The organism is Thiocystis minor (assembly GCF_016653465.1).
Classification (GTDB): Bacteria; Pseudomonadota; Gammaproteobacteria; order Chromatiales; family Chromatiaceae; genus Chromatium; species Chromatium minus.
This window is the reverse complement of sequence record NZ_NHSQ01000057.1, coordinates 68950-84543: the sequence shown is the minus strand read 5'-3', so window position 1 is coordinate 84543 and position 15594 is coordinate 68950. Positions and strand designations below refer to the sequence as shown.

The following is a 15594-nucleotide window of genomic DNA, read 5'->3' as shown; positions in this document are numbered from 1 at the left end:
TCACCCATAAACCGCCAACATCTATCTTCAATAGGGGCATAGTAAATGAAGATTTATTGCGCCTAATAAAAAATAACTTAAAATTCATTAATTTATGCGACAGTCAAAGTTAACAAAGTAGAACTACGGTCGTGCCTTTGATCCACGCTTCTTTCAGCTTGGCCTCGCGGCGTCCGCCTTGCGCTTCACTACGGTTGTCGTCACTCTCTCCGGCGACCTCTTTGCAGGTCGCAAGTCTTGGCCCATGCCGGGCACACTAGGGGCGAATTCACTCGCCTCTACAGCCCTACAGCTAGTTCTACTTTGTTACCTTCAAAAAATCTTTAAGTGTTTAAATTTTATGATAATAAACAAAAATACACATAAACAATAGGGTTCTAGTGGCGCGTTGAGCGCCTATAATCACCCATAAACCGCCAACATCTATCTTCAATAGGGGCATAGTAAATGAAGATTTATTGCGCCTAATAAAAAATAACTTAAAATTCATTAATTTATGCGACAGTCAAAGTTAACAAAGTAGAACTAGATAGCCGGTGGAAATGTCACAAGGGCTCCAGCCTGGTCCAGGCTCCAGCGAGTGCCGTCACTCGCAATGATACCGGTCTCGATCCGCCAGCGTTCCGGCAAAGGCCGCGGCAGGGCCAGCATGCCGCCGCCGGGAGTGTCCAGCAGGGTGAACTCGATCTGGCCACGAATTGGCTGACTCAGGTCGACCCGAACCTTCCAGCAGCCGTTCCATTCGCGATAAAAGTCGTAGCGTAGTTCGACTGGACCAATCAGTTCGGTCAGAACGTCCAGAATGAGCGTGCGCGCGCTGGAGACACGTCGACGTAGATCGGTGAGTGGAGCAGGGGTGTCGTTCATGCTAGACAGGGCGGCCAGCCGCCAGCCTCCAATGGTTGACCGTGATATGGGCGAGCCGGCACATTCATCGCCTGGAATGACGGTTCGACATGCGCTTGAGATTCTTCCTTTCATGATAACCAACTGTCATACTGGGTTCCATGCCGCAGCCATTTCAGGTTCTGTCGCCGGCCTGGCTTCGCCCTCAGGAGCCTACCGACCTTCTCTCTCCGCCCGAGCCGTCGTTCGCAAGCGACAGGAGTTGCCTGCATGGCGCAAGAGGGCTTGAATTTTTGCTTATTCGAAAGAATTAGTTGACCATGAAACCTTTGCCTATCTCTCCCGATGAGTCGACGCTCCTCCCTGCCGGAGCGACCTCCGCAGTTCTCGATGCCTATGCGGTGCGTGCCCAGTTTCCAATCCTCGGCACCAAGGTCAATGGCCGACCGCTGGTGTACCTGGATAGCGCGGCCAGTACGCAGCAGCCAGAGACGGTGATTACGGCGGTCAGCGACTATCATCGCCATCATCATGCCAATATCCACCGTGGTGTCTATCAACTTTCGCAGACCGCGACGCGGATGTACGAAAACGCGCGTCTGACCGTGGCACGCTTTCTGACTGCCGCCGAGCCAGCCGAGTGTCTTTTCACCGGTGGCGCGACCGCGTCCATCAATCTGGTGGCTTCCGCCTGGGGTTCGGCCAATCTCAAGCCCGGCGACGAGATTCTCCTCTCGACCCTGGAGCATCACTCCAACATCGTACCCTGGCAGATCGTGGCGCGGGCTACCGGCGCCCGGATCAAGGTTATCCCCATCAATGACGCGGGCGAGATCCTGCTCGACGAGTATCGCCGTCTGCTCTCGCCGCGGACCCGGCTGGTCGCGGTCAATCAGGTTTCCAATGCACTCGGAACCATCAATCCGGTGCGCGAAATCATCGCCGAGGCGCATGCCGCGGGCGCCCTGGCACTGATCGATGGGGCACAGTGGGTCGCGCATGGCATCACCGATGTGCGCGCGCTCGATGCCGATTTTTACGCCTTCTCCGGGCACAAAATCTACGGACCGACCGGGATCGGCGTGCTCTACGGCAAGCGCCATCTGCTCGACGCCATGCCGCCTTATCAGGGCGGCGGCGACATGATCGAACGGGTGACCTTTGCCGAGACCACGTATGCGCCGCTCCCGAGCAAATACGAGGCAGGTACCCCGAACATTGCCGGCGCGGTTGGTCTGGCGGCGGCCATCGCCTGGGTCGAGTCGATCGGGCTTGCGCGCATTGGCGTTCACGAACAGACCCTGCTGCGTCACGCTACCGAGCGTCTGTCCGTTATTCCGGGGCTGGAGATCAAGGGGACGGCGCAGCGCAAAAGCGGGGTGTTGTCCTGGGTGTTGACCGATCCGCCGATCGCCACGCTCGATATCGGCGCGCAGCTTGATCTGCGGGGTATCTGCATCCGCACCGGGCATCATTGCTGCCAGCCGTTGATGGATCGGCTCGGGATTGCCTCGACCGCGCGCGCCTCTCTGGGCGTCTACAATACGTTGGAAGACGTCGACCGGCTTGCCGGTGCGGTGGCCGACATCGTTGATCGTGCCAGGCATACAACCCGTGCGACCGTTGCCAATATCGGGGTTGGTTCTGGCTCGGGCATGGCACAGGAGCCACTGACCGCCGTCGTCGCATCAGCCGATGTCGAGGCGGAAGGGATCTACCCGGTCGCCGTGGCTGAGTCGCCTCAGGCCGCCGCCGATGACATCGCGGAGGTCTTTGCTTTCCTGCCCGATTGGCCGATGCGCCACCAGTACATCATCGATTTGGGCGATCGGCTGCCGCTCATGCCTGACACGCTCAAGACCGCGGCCAATTCCGTTCAGGGTTGTCAGAGCACGGTGCATATTGCCGCCCGGGTCAGGCCGGGCTCGGGCGACATCATCGAATTTCTGGCCGATAGCGATGCCAATCTTGTGCGCGGCCTGATCGCACTGTTGCAACAGCTTTATTCGGGGCAGCGCGCGTCCGCGATTTTAGCGTTCGACACGGACGCCTTCTTCGCCCGGCTTGGGCTCGATCAACATCTGAGCATGTCCCGTCGCAATGGTTTGGCCGCGATGGTACAGCGTCTTCGCAACCTCTCTCGTCAATCTGCTCTAAGCCTGGACTCGTCGATGTCTGGCGGATGATCTTGACAGGATGCCGTCAAGCTCCTCAGAGACGCTGGTGCGGCATTTGAACGGCGTAAACGGGCAATAAAAAAGGCCGGCGATCCGCCGGCCTTTTGACGCGGTCGAACAGTTCGGTCGAAGCGATGAGTCGGCTTCAGTAGCCGCCCTTGCGCATCACCGCCGGCAGTCCCGCGATCTTGGTGCCCTGCTTGGTCGGCGCGAGCGGAAAGAGGGTGTACAGATCCTTGCTGGTCGGCTTGGAGCCCCAGAGTTTCCCCATGTCCTTGAGCACGACACGTTCCATCGGCTGGTTCTGGGCGTTATCGATATATTCCTCGCGGAGATACTTGATCACGTCCCAGTGTTTGTCGGTCAGTTCGATCCCTTCGATTTCCGCCAGCTTGCGCGCGACATCCTCATTCCAGTCGGCATAGTTTTCCAGATGTCCGTTATCGGTCGTCGCGATGGTTTTGCCATTGACCTCGATGGCCATGATGAGCTTCTCCTCTTCGTCATTATTGTCAGTGCGCCATGGTCTGCATGACCGGAGCGAATGTTTCAAGGCTTGATCAAAGCCCGCGAATTCTATGATTTTATGATGGAGCCGTCATCAAAACGATTTTTATCGCTACCCGTGCTTGACCGAATCGATCCCCTTATGCGGGATGAAGATCCCGCATCCCATCAGGCGATGGCTGCCAAGCCCGGTCTGCTGGAGCTGGATCGATTCCTCCGCTGTCAGGCTCGCCAGCATCAGGCTGCGGGTCTGGAGTGGGCCGTCCGGGGTGGCGAGCGCCGTGGTTTTGCCGCAGAGCGCCTTGCGCACCTGGACCCCCATCCCGGAGAGGGCGCGGACGGCGATCTCAAGAAACTCCTGTTCGTCCCGAGCGTCGTTGCCGGTTACCACATAACGGGAGAAGAGGGTGGCGTCCTTGCACAACGGCTTGATCTTGCCGACGCCCACGGTCAGCGGATGACCGTCGAGTTCGAGGCGGATGCCGGGCAGTTGAGCCAGGATGTCGTCGATCCGCGTGCGGGGCGCGCGAATGGTCAGTTTGGTGCGGCGCGAGAGAATCAGCTCAGAATCGGTGCCGTGCGTGGGGCGTTCCCAACCGTTCTGGGATCCCGCAACATGAATGGTGTGCAACGCCATGCCCGGTTCATCCGCGATCCAGGGCAACGCCGCCTGGAGCGCCGAGGAGAGCAGGTGCGCGTGGTCCACCGGAATACGCTTGCAGTCGATCGCAAAGAGGAGGTCGACGATGTCGTCAGGTACCTGGATTTCGTCGGGGTTTTCTTCTTCGTTCCAGAACATGATTCGTCTCATGGAAAAGCAGGTGGTGAAAGCGATTGGCGCTAAACCGAGTCCGGGCAATGCCACGCCGGACGCGGTTTAACCAAACGGCAAACGCTCCTGCAACGCTTCGCGGTCGAACCACCAGACATCCTGGACCAGTACATCGACCACATTGCGCAGGCGCACCAGAAATTTCTCCGGTTCCTTGAGTTCCAGTTTCTCCATCCAATGGTCCAACTGCTCGCGGGAGTCTACGCCGCTGTGGCGGCGGGCGACGTTGCCGAGCAATTGGGTGGCGAAGAACATCAGATCTTCGCGCTGTCGGCCATGTGCTCGGACATCGGCGAGAAACAGCGCAGTGGTCGCCGCGACGGCGGCACCATCGGCGTCGTCGGGGGTCTCGTCGATGACATGGCTGAGGAGTTCGATGGTCAACTCAGGGTCGATCGGGCAGGTGACCGCGAGCCAGATCCCTTGCCCGAGCGCGGCGATCGAGTCGGGTTGATTGGCCTGAAAGAGGACATCGCAGGCGTCCGCCGCAAGTTCGAACTGGTCCCCTGCGATGAAATGATCCAGCGCCGCGCGCCCGAGCGGCCAGGCGTCCTCGCCGCGATCCAGATTGACCAGGGTTCGGGCCATCTGCAGATGCAAGTCGGCCACGCGATCCAGGGTCGCCCCGGTCCGCTCAAGATGCATCATCTGCTCGGTCAGGATCTGAAAATGGGATTCTAGCGTGGCCGCTTCGAGACCCTGGTTGACAATCGAGTCGGCGGCTTGATCGGAGAGTCGGGTGGCGAGGAGTTCGAATTGCTTCATGACGGCATGCCCAAGGCCGGGGTTAACGGATAAGTCCACTGAATGCGGCCTCAAGTCGATCTTCCCAGTTCTCGGGCGTGTCGGGATAGGGAGGCTTTACGTCCATTCGGAAAAAGCGCTCGCCGCCGCGGGCAATGGCCTGCACGAGTGGGATGAGTTCATCAAAGGATTCGATGCCTTGATTGGCGACCAGGATTTCGCTGAGCTTTAGCATGGTTTACCGTCACCGCTCCTACTCGTGGTGTTAATGATTCAAAATAAACGCCGTCACCAGTCGGTCGGATCGAGGTTGCTGGGGCGGGTTCATGGTTCGGCGACATGCGAGCCGGTTGCGTGTCTGGCGCATAGGCGATCCGGTCGAGATAGCGCACTCGATAGAGCAGGCGTCGTTCGGTTGCATGTCTGTCTTCGGTGAATCCTGAGCGATTATGTAATACGTTGTGTGCGATCACGCCGTCGCCAGATTGCATCCTTAAATTGAATGTGAAGTCCTTTGCTTGTGAAAACAACTGCTCGAACGCTCGTCTCGCGGCATCGGTCGCGGGTGACTCGCGCCAGCGCACGTTGCGCCCGCGAGACGAATACCGTAGATGCAGGCAGCCAACTTGAACCGAGAAGACGGGGCCGATGCTGTCGGGTCGAATCGTCCGTCCTGGAGATTGGCCGGAGGTGACGGGCGCGACGCATTCCGCCGCGCTCGGTCGCTCCAGAGGTTCAATGGGGACGTGCAGGTCACGAAGGCTGGCCGGATGGCAGGAGAGTTTGCGGGCTCTCCACTCCCGATAGCCGGCTTCGTCGGCGAGGTCGAATGGGTTCCGCATCGGGAGAGGCGCCCAGGAATATAAGAAAACGATTATATTAGTGAACGTTGACTTACCCGTCATCGGGCTGTAGCATCCGCGCATTCCAAATGCAAGACGTGACGACCAAGTGGGGGGACACCTACGTCGGCGTCTGACGTTTCATTCGCCCGAATCGCGAGCCATCGAAAGGGCTATATCCCGAAAGAGATAGACGATCGGTCGGCGGCCCTCCCAATCGTGGAATAGGCGGCTGCCGGATTCATCGGTACATTAGCATTCGACGATGAAATGATCGGCAGGAAAGAATCGCTGCTTGAAATGGCGATCGCTTTCCATCCGAAAGAATAACGTGACGTGATGCATCGACGTGTTGCCCCGGTTCGCCCGCCGCGGCGCGAATGTGCATGCGAACTCAATCCTCCCTTTCCTGGTTAATTGATAGGAGAGAATGCGCAATGGCTATCGATAAGCACATTACCCCGATGCTCGACCAGCTTGAAACCGGCCCCTGGCCGAGTTTCATTTCGGGCATCAAACGTCTGCGCGACCAGCATCCGGACGCGCGGATCAACGAGATGACCAATGACCTGCTGGGTCAGCTAGAGCACTCCTACGAGACCCGCAAGGGCTATTGGAAAGGCGGCACGGTCTCGGTCTTCGGCTATGGCGGTGGCATCATTCCGCGCTTTTCCGAGGTCGGCAAGGCCTTCCCGAAATCCAAGGAATTCCATACCCTGCGCGTGCAGCCCCCGGCGGGCAATCACTATTCCACCGGCATGCTGCGCCAATTGGCCGATAGCTGGGAGAAATACGGTTCCGGTCTGGTGACCTTCCACGGTCAGACCGGCAATATCATGTTCATCGGGACGGATTCCCAGAACACCCAGCATTTTTTCGACGAAATCAACGAATACGGTTGGGATCTCGGCGGTGCCGGTCCCTGCGTGCGCACCGCGATGTCCTGCGTGGGCGCGGCGCGCTGCGAGATGTCCTGCACCAATGAATTGAAAGCCCATCGCATGCTCGTCAACAACTTTGTCGACGACGTGCATCGCCCGGCGCTTCCCTATAAGTTCAAGTTTAAGGTCTCCGGCTGCGCCAACGACTGTCAGAATGCGATCGAGCGTTCGGACTTCGCGGTGATCGGCACCTGGCGCGACGATATGAAAGTCGACCAAGCCGAGGTCAAGAACTATATTGCCGACAAGGGCCGTCAGTATTACATCGACAATGTGATTACGCGCTGCCCGACCCAGGCGTTGTCGCTCAATGATGACAATACGCTCGCCGTCAATAACCGCGACTGCGTGCGCTGCATGCACTGTCTCAATGTCATGCCGAAGGCGCTGCATCCGGGCGACGACAAGGGCGTGACGATTCTGATCGGCGGCAAGCGTACCCTGAAGATCGGCGATTTGATGGGCACCGTGCTGGTTCCCTTCAAGAAGCTCGAAACCGAGGAAGACTACGAGTCCATGGTCGAGCTGGCCGGGACCATCATCGACTTCTGGGCCGAGAATGGCCTGGAGCATGAGCGCTGCGGCGAGATGATCGAGCGCATCGGGCTGGCGAACTTCCTGGAAGGGATCGAGGTCGACCCGGATCCGAACATGCTCAGTCACCCGCGCCAGAGTTCCTATATCCGCATGGACGGTTGGGACGAGGCGGCGGAGGCCTGGTTCGACCGTCAAGCCGAGGCTGGCAAGTAATTCGGTCTAGTCCGTTGGCGGCTGACGCTGATCAGTCCGCCTCGGGCCGAGCGACCCGATCCTGACGACCATACTCAAATTTCGACAGAAAACTGGAGGACAGGCAATGGCGGACATGCGCGAGCCGATCGAATCTGGCTGCCCCGATCCCTGGCAGTATCTGCATCCCACGATGCGCAAGAACTTCGGGCAATGGAAATATCACGAACATCCGCGCCCCGGCGTGTTGTTGCATGTCGCCTACAGCGGCGACAAAATCTGGACGGTCAAGGCCGGCACCCAGCGCATCCTGGATGTCTTCACCCTGCGCAAGCTGTGCGATATCGGCGATCAGTTCGCCGATGGGTATGTTCATTTCACCCTGCGCTCGAACATCGAGTACATGGTCAATGACGAGACCAAGGTGCAGCCGCTGATCGATGCGCTCGAAGGCGCCGGTTTCGTCGTCGGCGGCACCCAGAACTCGGTGGCCATGATCTCCCACACCCAGGGCTGGCTGCACTGCGACATCCCCGGCACCGACGCCTCGGGCGTCGTGAAGTCGATGATGGATGAACTCATCGACGAGTTCCGCAACGCCAATATGCCCAACCGCGTGCATATCACCACCTCCTGCTGCCAGATCAATTGCGGCGGGCAGGGCGATATCGCGATCAACATCCAGCACACCAAACCGCCGAAGATCAACCATGATCTGGTCGCCAACGTCTGCGAGCGTCCCTCGGTCGTGGCGCGCTGCCCGGTCGCGGCCATCCGTCCGGCCATGGTCAACGGCAAGCCCTCGCTGGAAGTCGACGAGCGCAAGTGCATCTGCTGCGGCGCCTGCTATCCGCCCTGTCCGCCCATGCAGATCAATGACGCCGAGCACTCCAAGCTGGCGATCTGGGTCGGTGGCAATCACTCCAACGCGCGCGGCAAGCCGACCTTCCAGAAGCTGGTCGCCGCCGGCATTCCGAACAACCCGCCGCGCTGGCCGGAAGCCACCGCCATCGTCAAGCGCATCCTCAAGGCGTACAAGGAAGGCGCGCGCGATTGGGAGCGGGTCAACGAGTGGATCGAGCGCATCGGCTGGCCGCGCTTCTTCGAGGAAGTCGAGCTGCCGTTCACCAAGTATCACATCGATACCTGGCGCGGCGCGCGGGCGAGCTTCAACAGCTCCACCTATATCCGCTTTTAAACCGCGTCCAGTGTGACAGGCGCTGTGTCAGCCGACATGGATCCAGGAGCCATCTGGTGACGTTGGCGAGACGCGGTTTAAAAGTATGATTTTTGATTTACCTGTTTTAATGGAATCGCCTGGGATGTCGGGGTGTCCATCGCCTCGGCCTCTAGGCGGGAGAGGTTCCAGGGTTCTTCAACTGACAACTGACAACTGACAACTCTTTATGAGGTCGACATGAAGTTCGCACTTCAGATCAACGAGGGACCCTACCAGCATCAGGCGTCGGACTCGGCCTATCAGTTCGCCAAGGCCGCGCTGGAAAAAGGGCACGAGATCTTTCGGGTCTTTTTTTACCATGATGGGGTCAATAACTCGACGCGTCTGACGACGCCGCCCCAGGACGACCGTCATATCGTCAACCGCTGGGCCGAGCTGGCCGAACAGTACGATCTCGACATGGTCGTCTGCGTCGCCGCCGCCCAACGTCGCGGGATCGTGGACGAGGGAGAAGCAAGCCGCAACGGTAAGGACGCCACCAACATCCATCCCAAGTTCCGCATCTCGGGACTCGGGCAATTGGTCGAGGCGGCGATCCAGGCCGACCGTCTCGTCGTCTTCGGCGATTAAGGGGATCCAGACATGTCGGAAGTCGTGAAGAAATTCATGTACCTCAACCGCAAGGCCCCCTACGGGACGATTTACGCCTGGGAGGCCCTGGAAGTCGTGCTGATCGGCGCCGCCTTCGATCAGGACGTGAGCGTCGTGTTTCTCGATGACGGGGTCTATCAGCTCACCAAGGGTCAGGATACCAAGGGCATCGGGATGAAAAACTTCTCCCCGACCTATCGCACCCTGGGCGACTATGAGGTCAAGAAAATCTATGTGGATCGCGCCTCCATGGAAGCGCGCGGGATCACTCAGGAGGATCTGGTCGAGATCGCCTGGGAGGATTTCGAGACCGAGGAAGAGATCGACAACATCGTCGAGGTGATCGATTCGGCGCGCGTCAGCGAACTGATGAACGACTCCGATGCGATCTTCAGCTTCTGATCCTCTGTCTCGCGATCCTAAAGTCTCCGGGGAGTGACTCGCATGGCCATTCTGCATACCGTTAATAAATCACCCTTCGAGCGGAATTCGCTAGAATCCTGTTTGAAGTTTGCCACCGATGGCGCGGCCGTCCTGCTGTTCGAGGATGGTATCTACGCGGCGCTGTCGGGTACCAGCGTGGAGGCCCAGGTGGCCGGCGCGCTCGACAAGCTTAAAATCCATGTGCTCGGCCCCGATCTGAAAGCGCGGGGTTTTTCCGATGAGCGCGTGATCGCTGGGATCAGTGTCGTGGACTATGCGGGCTTCGTGGATCTCACCGCGGAACACGACACGGTTCAAGCCTGGTTGTAGTTTTCGTTTTTACCGAAATCAAGAGAGGAATAGCGCAATGTCAGACACGATCGAGGTTGACGGCAAGCAGTATGCCGTGGACGAAGAAGGCTATCTGGCCAACCTGAACGAGTGGGTTGAAGGGATTGCCGGCGTGATGGCCAAGCAGGACAACCTGGAGCTCACCGAGGAGCATTGGGACATCATCAGATTCCTGCGTGAGTACTACGAGGAATATCAGATCGCCCCCGCCGTGCGCGTCCTGACCAAGGCCGTCGGCAAGAAGCTGGGCAAGGAAAAGGGCAACAGCAAATATCTCTACAGCCTGTTCCCTTACGGACCCGCTAAGCAGGCGTGCCGTTTCGCCGGTCTTCCCAAGCCGACCGGCTGCGTCTAAGGCAGCGGTTCTCCGGGGAGCCCTCGGGCTCCCCGGACCTTATTATCGATCCACCGAGGTAGCGGAGACATGGCGTTTCTGACGAATTTCTACGTCTTCCTGTTCTATTTTGCCGCTCTGGTTCTCGTCACTGGCCTGGTCTTCAAGATCGCGCAGTACACGATGACCCCCGCGCCCTTGAAGATCCCGACGACGCCGGCGCCGACCACGACCCGCGGCGTGGTCTTGCGGATGACGCGCGAAGTTGTCCTGTTCGAGAGCCTGTTTCGGGGCAACAAATGGACCTGGATCTTCGGTTGGATGTTCCATTTCGGACTGCTGCTGGTCACGCTGCGGCATCTGCGCTATTTCATGGAGCCGGTCTGGTTCCCGATTCAACTGGTGCAGCCCTTCGGCATTTACGGAGGCATGGCCATGATCGTGGGCCTCGGCGGTCTCTGGGCGCGCCGTTTTCTGGTCGACCGCGTGCGGTACATTTCATCGCCCTCGGATCACCTGATCCTGGCGCTGCTGGTTCTGATCGGTTGCACGGGCCTGCTGATGAAATTCGTGTTCCATACGGACGTGGTGGAAATCAAAGCCTTCTTCCTGGGGCTTTATACCTACGAGATCCAGCCGCTCCCGGCCGATCCGTTGCTGTTGTTGCATCTTTTCCTGGTCGCGCTGCTGATGATCGTGTTCCCGTACAGCAAGCTGCTGCATGCCCCCGGACTCTTTTTCAGCCCGACCCGCAATCAGGCCGACAACCCGCGCGAGGTTCGTCATATCGCGCCCTGGGCAAAACAACTCGAACAGAAATGAGTCCAACGCGAGACCCCCAGCGCGCCCAAGGCGTCGCTTGCATACGAGGTTGATCCATGGCCAAGGCAACATTTGTAGTTCCGGAACTGACCCAGTACACCGAAGTTCCGGCGGTCACTTCCGGTGCGATGGCGCATAGCCTGCCGTTTGTGGCGAAGCCCGAGTTCCAGGACGCGCTTGGTTTTCCGGGCGAACTGGTCGATGACTGGCAGGCGAAGGCCATCGACAAGATGGGCGACCTGCTGGGCAAATACCGCTCGCTACGGGTCTACATGGACTCCTGCGTCAAGTGCGGCGCCTGTACCGATAAGTGCCATTATTTCCTGGGCACCAGCGATCCGAAGAACATGCCGGTCGGTCGTCAGGATCTGATGCGCAAGGTCTATCGGCGCTATTTCACCCTGGCGGGGCGGTTTTTCCCGAAACTGGTCGGTGCCGAGGATTTCACCAAGGAGGTGCTGGACGACTGGTACAGCTATTTCCACCAGTGTTCGCAGTGCCGCCGTTGCTCGGTCTTCTGTCCCTATGGGATCGACACGGCCGAAATCTCGATGGCCGCGCGCGAGATCATGGACAGCATTGGCGTCGGGCAGAAATACTGTAACGAAATCATCGCCAAGGTTTACAAGATTGGCAACAATCTCGGGCTGCCCGGCCCGGCGCTGGCGGATACCCTGGAAGGGTTGGAAGAAGACGTTTTCGACGACACCGGCGTCAAGGTCCGCTTTCCGATCGACCAGGAGGGGGCCGAGATCCTGCTGGTCACCCCCTCGGCGGACTTTTTCGCCGAGCCGCATGTCGACGGTCTGATCGGCTACGGCAAGGTCTTCCATGAGGCGGGGATTTCCTGGACCCTGAGTTCGCATGCCTCGGAAGCGGCCAACTTCGGCATGTTCATCGGTTCCTACGAGAACATGCGCCGCGTGTCCCAACGCATCCGCGAAGCTGCCATCAAGCTCAAGGTCAAGCGCATTATCTTCGGCGAGTGCGGTCATGCCTGGCGCGTCGCCTACAGTTTTCTGAACACCTTGGCTGGCCCCTGGGATTTCCTGGATCCGCGCTATCCGGTGCCGCAGCATATCTGCGAGTTCACCCACGACCTGATCCAGCGCGGCAAGCTGACCTTCGACAAGAGCGAGAACGACGACAAGGTTCTGACCTATCACGACAGTTGCAACGTGGCCCGCGCCTCGCGGATGGGCGACGTGCCCGGCGGTCAGTTCGATATCCCGCGCGACATTATTCGAGCGGTCTGCAACCATTTTTACGATATGGACGAGGACACCATCCGCGACCGGACCTTCTGTTGCGGCGGCGGCGGCGGTCTGCTGACCGACGATCTGATGGAACTTCGGGTCAAGGGCGCCAAGCCCCGTCTCGATGCGCTGAACAATGTCATTCAGGAAAAGGGCGTCACCCACATGGCCGCCATCTGCGCCATCTGCAAGACGCAGTTCAGCAAGGTGTTGCCCTATTACGGCATGGAGATGGATCAGATCATCAGTCTGCATCAACTGGTGGGAGATGCCATCGTGCTGACTCCAGGACCCGATGACGACGCCGAGGATGATGACCTCGACGACGAAGACGATCTGAACGACGCCGATCCGAACGAAGAATAACGAGACAGACGAGGCGGCCTGACCGGGGCCATCCGCAAGGGCAGGGCGTTGCCCGCTGCGCGACCCGGCCTCGCGACCTGATACGAACCCCCCTGATCCCGCGTCAGGGCATCATTTGGTAGAGGAGACTGAACACGATGGCGACTTCCAGCGACGAGATGAAGACCAAGCCCTCATGGCGCCGTTTTGAAGACGGCAATCATGTTTGGGACAAACTGACCGACAAGATTTTCAATCAGGACACCTCACACAAGTGTCCGACCTATGTCCACAAGACGCCTCCCTGTCAGGGAAGCTGTCCCTCGGGCGAGGATATTCGCGGCTGGCTGCAGATCGTGCGTGGCATGGAGCAGCCGCCGGCGGGCATGGATCGGCATGAATACGCCTTCCGCCGCTCCACCGACGCCAATCCCTTTCCGTCCATGATGGGTCGGGTCTGTCCCGCGCCCTGTCAGGACGGCTGTAACCGCAATGAGCTTGAAGATTTCGTCGGCATCAACGCGGTCGAGCAATTCATCGGCGATACCGCCATCGCCAACGGTTACAAGTTCGACGCCGCGCCGGCCGACACCGGCAAGCGCGTCGCCATCATCGGCGGTGGCCCAGCCGGTCTGGCGGCGGCCTATAACCTGCGTCGCAAGGGGCACGCCTGCACGATTTTCGAGTCGAACGAGGGTCTGGGCGGCATGTTCCGTTTCGGCATCCCCGGCTATCGCGTGCCGCGCGACAAGCTCGACGCCGAGATTCAGCGCATCCTCGATCTGGGCCAGGTCGAGGTCAAACTCAAGACCCGCGTCGGCACCGATGTCAGTGTGGAACAGCTTGAGAAGGACTATGACGCCATCCTCTGGGCGATCGGCTGTCAATCCGGGCGCGGTCTGCCGGTGCCGGGCTGGCAGGGCACCCCGAACTGCGTCTCGGGCGTCGCCTTCCTCAAGGCGTATAACGAAGGCCGGATGAAGTTCACCGCCGACAAGGTGGTCTGCGTCGGCGGCGGCGACACCTCCATCGACGTGGTCTCGGTCGCGCGCCGGCTCGGTCACATCACCAAGACCGGCAACAGCGATCTGCCCGAAACCGTCATCCGCGATGGCTACGTGGCGCACGATGCCGCGAATGCCGCCGCCGCCGAGGGCGCCGAGGTCACCTTGACCTCGTTGTTCACCCGCGACAAGATGACCGCCTCCGAACACGAGGTACATGACGCCACCCGCGAGGGCGTGACCATCCTCGACGGCGTCATGCCGCTCGAAGTCATCAAGGACGCCAACGGTCGCGCGACCGGTCTGAAGGTCGCCGACTGCGCCATGACCGATGGCCGTCCGACACCTGTCGAGGGCACCGAGCGCGTGCTGGCCGCCGACCTGATCGTCTCCGCCATCGGGCAGGGCGGGGATCTCTCCGGTCTGGAAAAGTTCGACAATGGCCGCGGTTTGATGGACTCCGACAAGTTCTATCAGGTGCCGGGGAAGGCGGGGCATTTCGTCGCCGGCGACATTATCCGCCCGCATCTGCTGACCACCGCCATCGGTCAGGCCTGGATCGCGGTCGAGTCCATCGACGCCTATGTCAATCAGGCCGAGCACAAGCGCCGCCCCAAGGTCGACGTGCATCACTTCAATCTGCTGGACAAGATGACCGAGGCGCATCTGGCCCCGGAAGCCTTCAAGCCAGCCGAGCGCGGCGACATGCGCGGGACGTCTTCCGCCAACTACGCCATCCACAACTACGAGGATCGCTCGGGCGCCGAGGTCATCCCGCACGACGAACTCTTCCTGGGACACTTCAACTACGTGGCGCGCAATCTGCGCAAGGAAGAGGTGCCGAGTTCCGAGGACGTGCTGGGTCATTTCCACGAGCGCGTCATCGGGCTGACCGAGGCCGAAGCGATCGACGAAGCCAAGCGCTGCATGAGTTGCGGCATGTGCTTCGAGTGCGACAACTGCGTGATCTTCTGCCCGCAGGACGCTGTCTTCCGGGTCGACAAGAACAGTCGGACAACCGGCCGTTACGTGGATACCGACTATGCCAAGTGCATCGGTTGTCACATCTGCGCCGACGTTTGTCCGACCGGTTACATCAAGATGGGACTGGGCGAGTAAGGCCCTTGGAGGCGTCGATGGCTACAGCCGTACTCAGAGCGAGCCTCGTCGCCGTCGGATTGGTCTGGACGCTTGCCGTCCAGACCGTTCAGGCGGAGGACGTGAAGCGTTACGTGGTCGAAGGCTCGCGGGCCGCGGGGCTTGAATCCTGTGTCGAGCCAACCGAACGGATACGCCGTCAGCACATGGAGTTCATCAAGCATCAACGCATCGCCACGGTTCATGAAGGCATCCGAACCGAGAAATACAGCCTGTCCGGTTGTGTCGACTGCCATATCAGCTACGACCAGGAACGGGTTCCCAGGCCAATCAACGATCCGGATCAGTTCTGTGGCGCCTGCCATGCGTTCGCCGCCATCGACCTGAATTGCTTCGACTGTCACGCCGCCGTGCCCAATGGGGCGCGACTCGATGCCACGGCCATTGCCGCGCATCGGGCGGCGGGTGTCGGGCCGTTGGTCCAGTCTCGTCGCGATGGAGAGGACCACTGA

17 protein-coding genes are annotated in these 15594 nt (G+C 59.6%); 11 read left to right on the top strand and 6 right to left on the bottom strand.

From position 1 onward, the window contains the following. Positions 1 to 525 precede the first annotated feature (525 nt). On the bottom strand, positions 526 to 867 hold the full coding sequence (locus CCR95_RS06555; protein WP_201092913.1) for a hypothetical protein: 342 nt from the start codon (positions 865 to 867) through the stop codon (positions 526 to 528). A gap of 299 nt (positions 868 to 1166) precedes the next feature. On the opposite strand from CCR95_RS06555, the gene CCR95_RS06550 reads away from it, so the two are divergent. Further along, positions 1167 to 3032 carry a SufS family cysteine desulfurase gene (locus CCR95_RS06550; protein ID WP_201092911.1) on the top strand — a complete coding sequence of 622 codons (1866 nt, stop codon included), beginning with the start codon at positions 1167 to 1169 and terminating at the stop codon, positions 3030 to 3032. Positions 3033 to 3168: 136 nt separating this feature from the next. Here CCR95_RS06550 and CCR95_RS06545 read toward each other — a convergent pair whose 3' ends face one another. From CCR95_RS06545 to CCR95_RS26295, 5 genes are all read right to left on the bottom strand, one after another. After that, entirely contained in the window at positions 3169 to 3507 is a 339-nt protein-coding gene (locus CCR95_RS06545; RefSeq protein ID WP_201092909.1) for a TusE/DsrC/DsvC family sulfur relay protein, read from the bottom strand. 135 nt (positions 3508 to 3642) lie between these two features. Beyond that, on the bottom strand, positions 3643 to 4329 hold the full coding sequence (gene cas6, locus CCR95_RS06540; RefSeq protein ID WP_201092907.1) for a type I-MYXAN CRISPR-associated protein Cas6/Cmx6: 687 nt from the start codon (positions 4327 to 4329) through the stop codon (positions 3643 to 3645). 78 nt (positions 4330 to 4407) lie between these two features. Further along, the gene (locus CCR95_RS06535; RefSeq protein WP_201092905.1) at positions 4408 to 5127 is read right to left on the bottom strand and encodes a hypothetical protein; all 720 of its coding nucleotides are present in this window, start codon (positions 5125 to 5127) and stop codon (positions 4408 to 4410) included. A 22-nt stretch (positions 5128 to 5149) separates the two neighbouring features. Continuing rightward, complete coding sequence (locus CCR95_RS06530) at positions 5150 to 5341, bottom strand: sulfur relay protein DsrC (protein ID WP_201092902.1); 192 nt, start codon at positions 5339 to 5341, stop codon at positions 5150 to 5152. After that, a complete protein-coding gene (locus tag CCR95_RS26295; RefSeq protein ID WP_201092900.1) occupies positions 5289 to 5948 on the bottom strand; it encodes a TauD/TfdA family dioxygenase in 660 nt (219 codons plus the stop codon). Before CCR95_RS26295 ends, CCR95_RS06530 begins: the two co-directional genes overlap by 53 nt. 437 nt (positions 5949 to 6385) lie before the next feature. On the opposite strand from CCR95_RS26295, the gene dsrA reads away from it, so the two are divergent. The 10 genes from dsrA to CCR95_RS06475 all read left to right on the top strand — a co-directional run bounded on the left by dsrA (position 6386) and on the right by CCR95_RS06475 (position 15594). Then, entirely contained in the window at positions 6386 to 7639 is a 1254-nt protein-coding gene (gene dsrA, locus CCR95_RS06520; RefSeq protein ID WP_201092898.1) for a dissimilatory-type sulfite reductase subunit alpha, read from the top strand. 106 nt (positions 7640 to 7745) lie between these two features. After that, a complete protein-coding gene (gene dsrB, locus CCR95_RS06515) occupies positions 7746 to 8816 on the top strand; it encodes a dissimilatory-type sulfite reductase subunit beta (RefSeq protein ID WP_014777102.1) in 1071 nt (356 codons plus the stop codon). Positions 8817 to 9035: 219 nt separating this feature from the next. Continuing rightward, positions 9036 to 9428: a sulfurtransferase complex subunit TusD gene (gene tusD, locus CCR95_RS06510; RefSeq protein WP_014777103.1), complete on the top strand. Its 393-nt coding sequence runs from the start codon at positions 9036 to 9038 to the stop codon at positions 9426 to 9428. A 12-nt stretch (positions 9429 to 9440) separates the two neighbouring features. Then, positions 9441 to 9851, top strand: a complete 411-nt coding sequence (tusC, locus tag CCR95_RS06505; protein WP_201092895.1) for a sulfurtransferase complex subunit TusC — start codon at positions 9441 to 9443, stop codon at positions 9849 to 9851. Positions 9852 to 9893: 42 nt separating this feature from the next. Next, entirely contained in the window at positions 9894 to 10202 is a 309-nt protein-coding gene (gene tusB / locus CCR95_RS06500) for a sulfurtransferase complex subunit TusB (RefSeq protein WP_201092893.1), read from the top strand. A 37-nt stretch (positions 10203 to 10239) separates the two neighbouring features. Further along, positions 10240 to 10578: a TusE/DsrC/DsvC family sulfur relay protein gene (locus tag CCR95_RS06495; protein WP_201092891.1), complete on the top strand. Its 339-nt coding sequence runs from the start codon at positions 10240 to 10242 to the stop codon at positions 10576 to 10578. Positions 10579 to 10647: 69 nt separating this feature from the next. Further along, a complete protein-coding gene (locus CCR95_RS06490; protein ID WP_201092889.1) occupies positions 10648 to 11379 on the top strand; it encodes a respiratory nitrate reductase subunit gamma in 732 nt (243 codons plus the stop codon). A gap of 56 nt (positions 11380 to 11435) precedes the next feature. Continuing rightward, positions 11436 to 13001, top strand: a complete 1566-nt coding sequence (gene dsrK / locus CCR95_RS06485; RefSeq protein WP_201092887.1) for a sulfate reduction electron transfer complex DsrMKJOP subunit DsrK — start codon at positions 11436 to 11438, stop codon at positions 12999 to 13001. 137 nt (positions 13002 to 13138) lie between these two features. Next, the gene (locus CCR95_RS06480; RefSeq protein WP_201092884.1) at positions 13139 to 15103 is read left to right on the top strand and encodes an NAD(P)-binding protein; all 1965 of its coding nucleotides are present in this window, start codon (positions 13139 to 13141) and stop codon (positions 15101 to 15103) included. Positions 15104 to 15120: 17 nt separating this feature from the next. After that, complete coding sequence (locus CCR95_RS06475; RefSeq protein ID WP_201092882.1) at positions 15121 to 15594, top strand: sulfur reduction protein DsrJ; 474 nt, start codon at positions 15121 to 15123, stop codon at positions 15592 to 15594.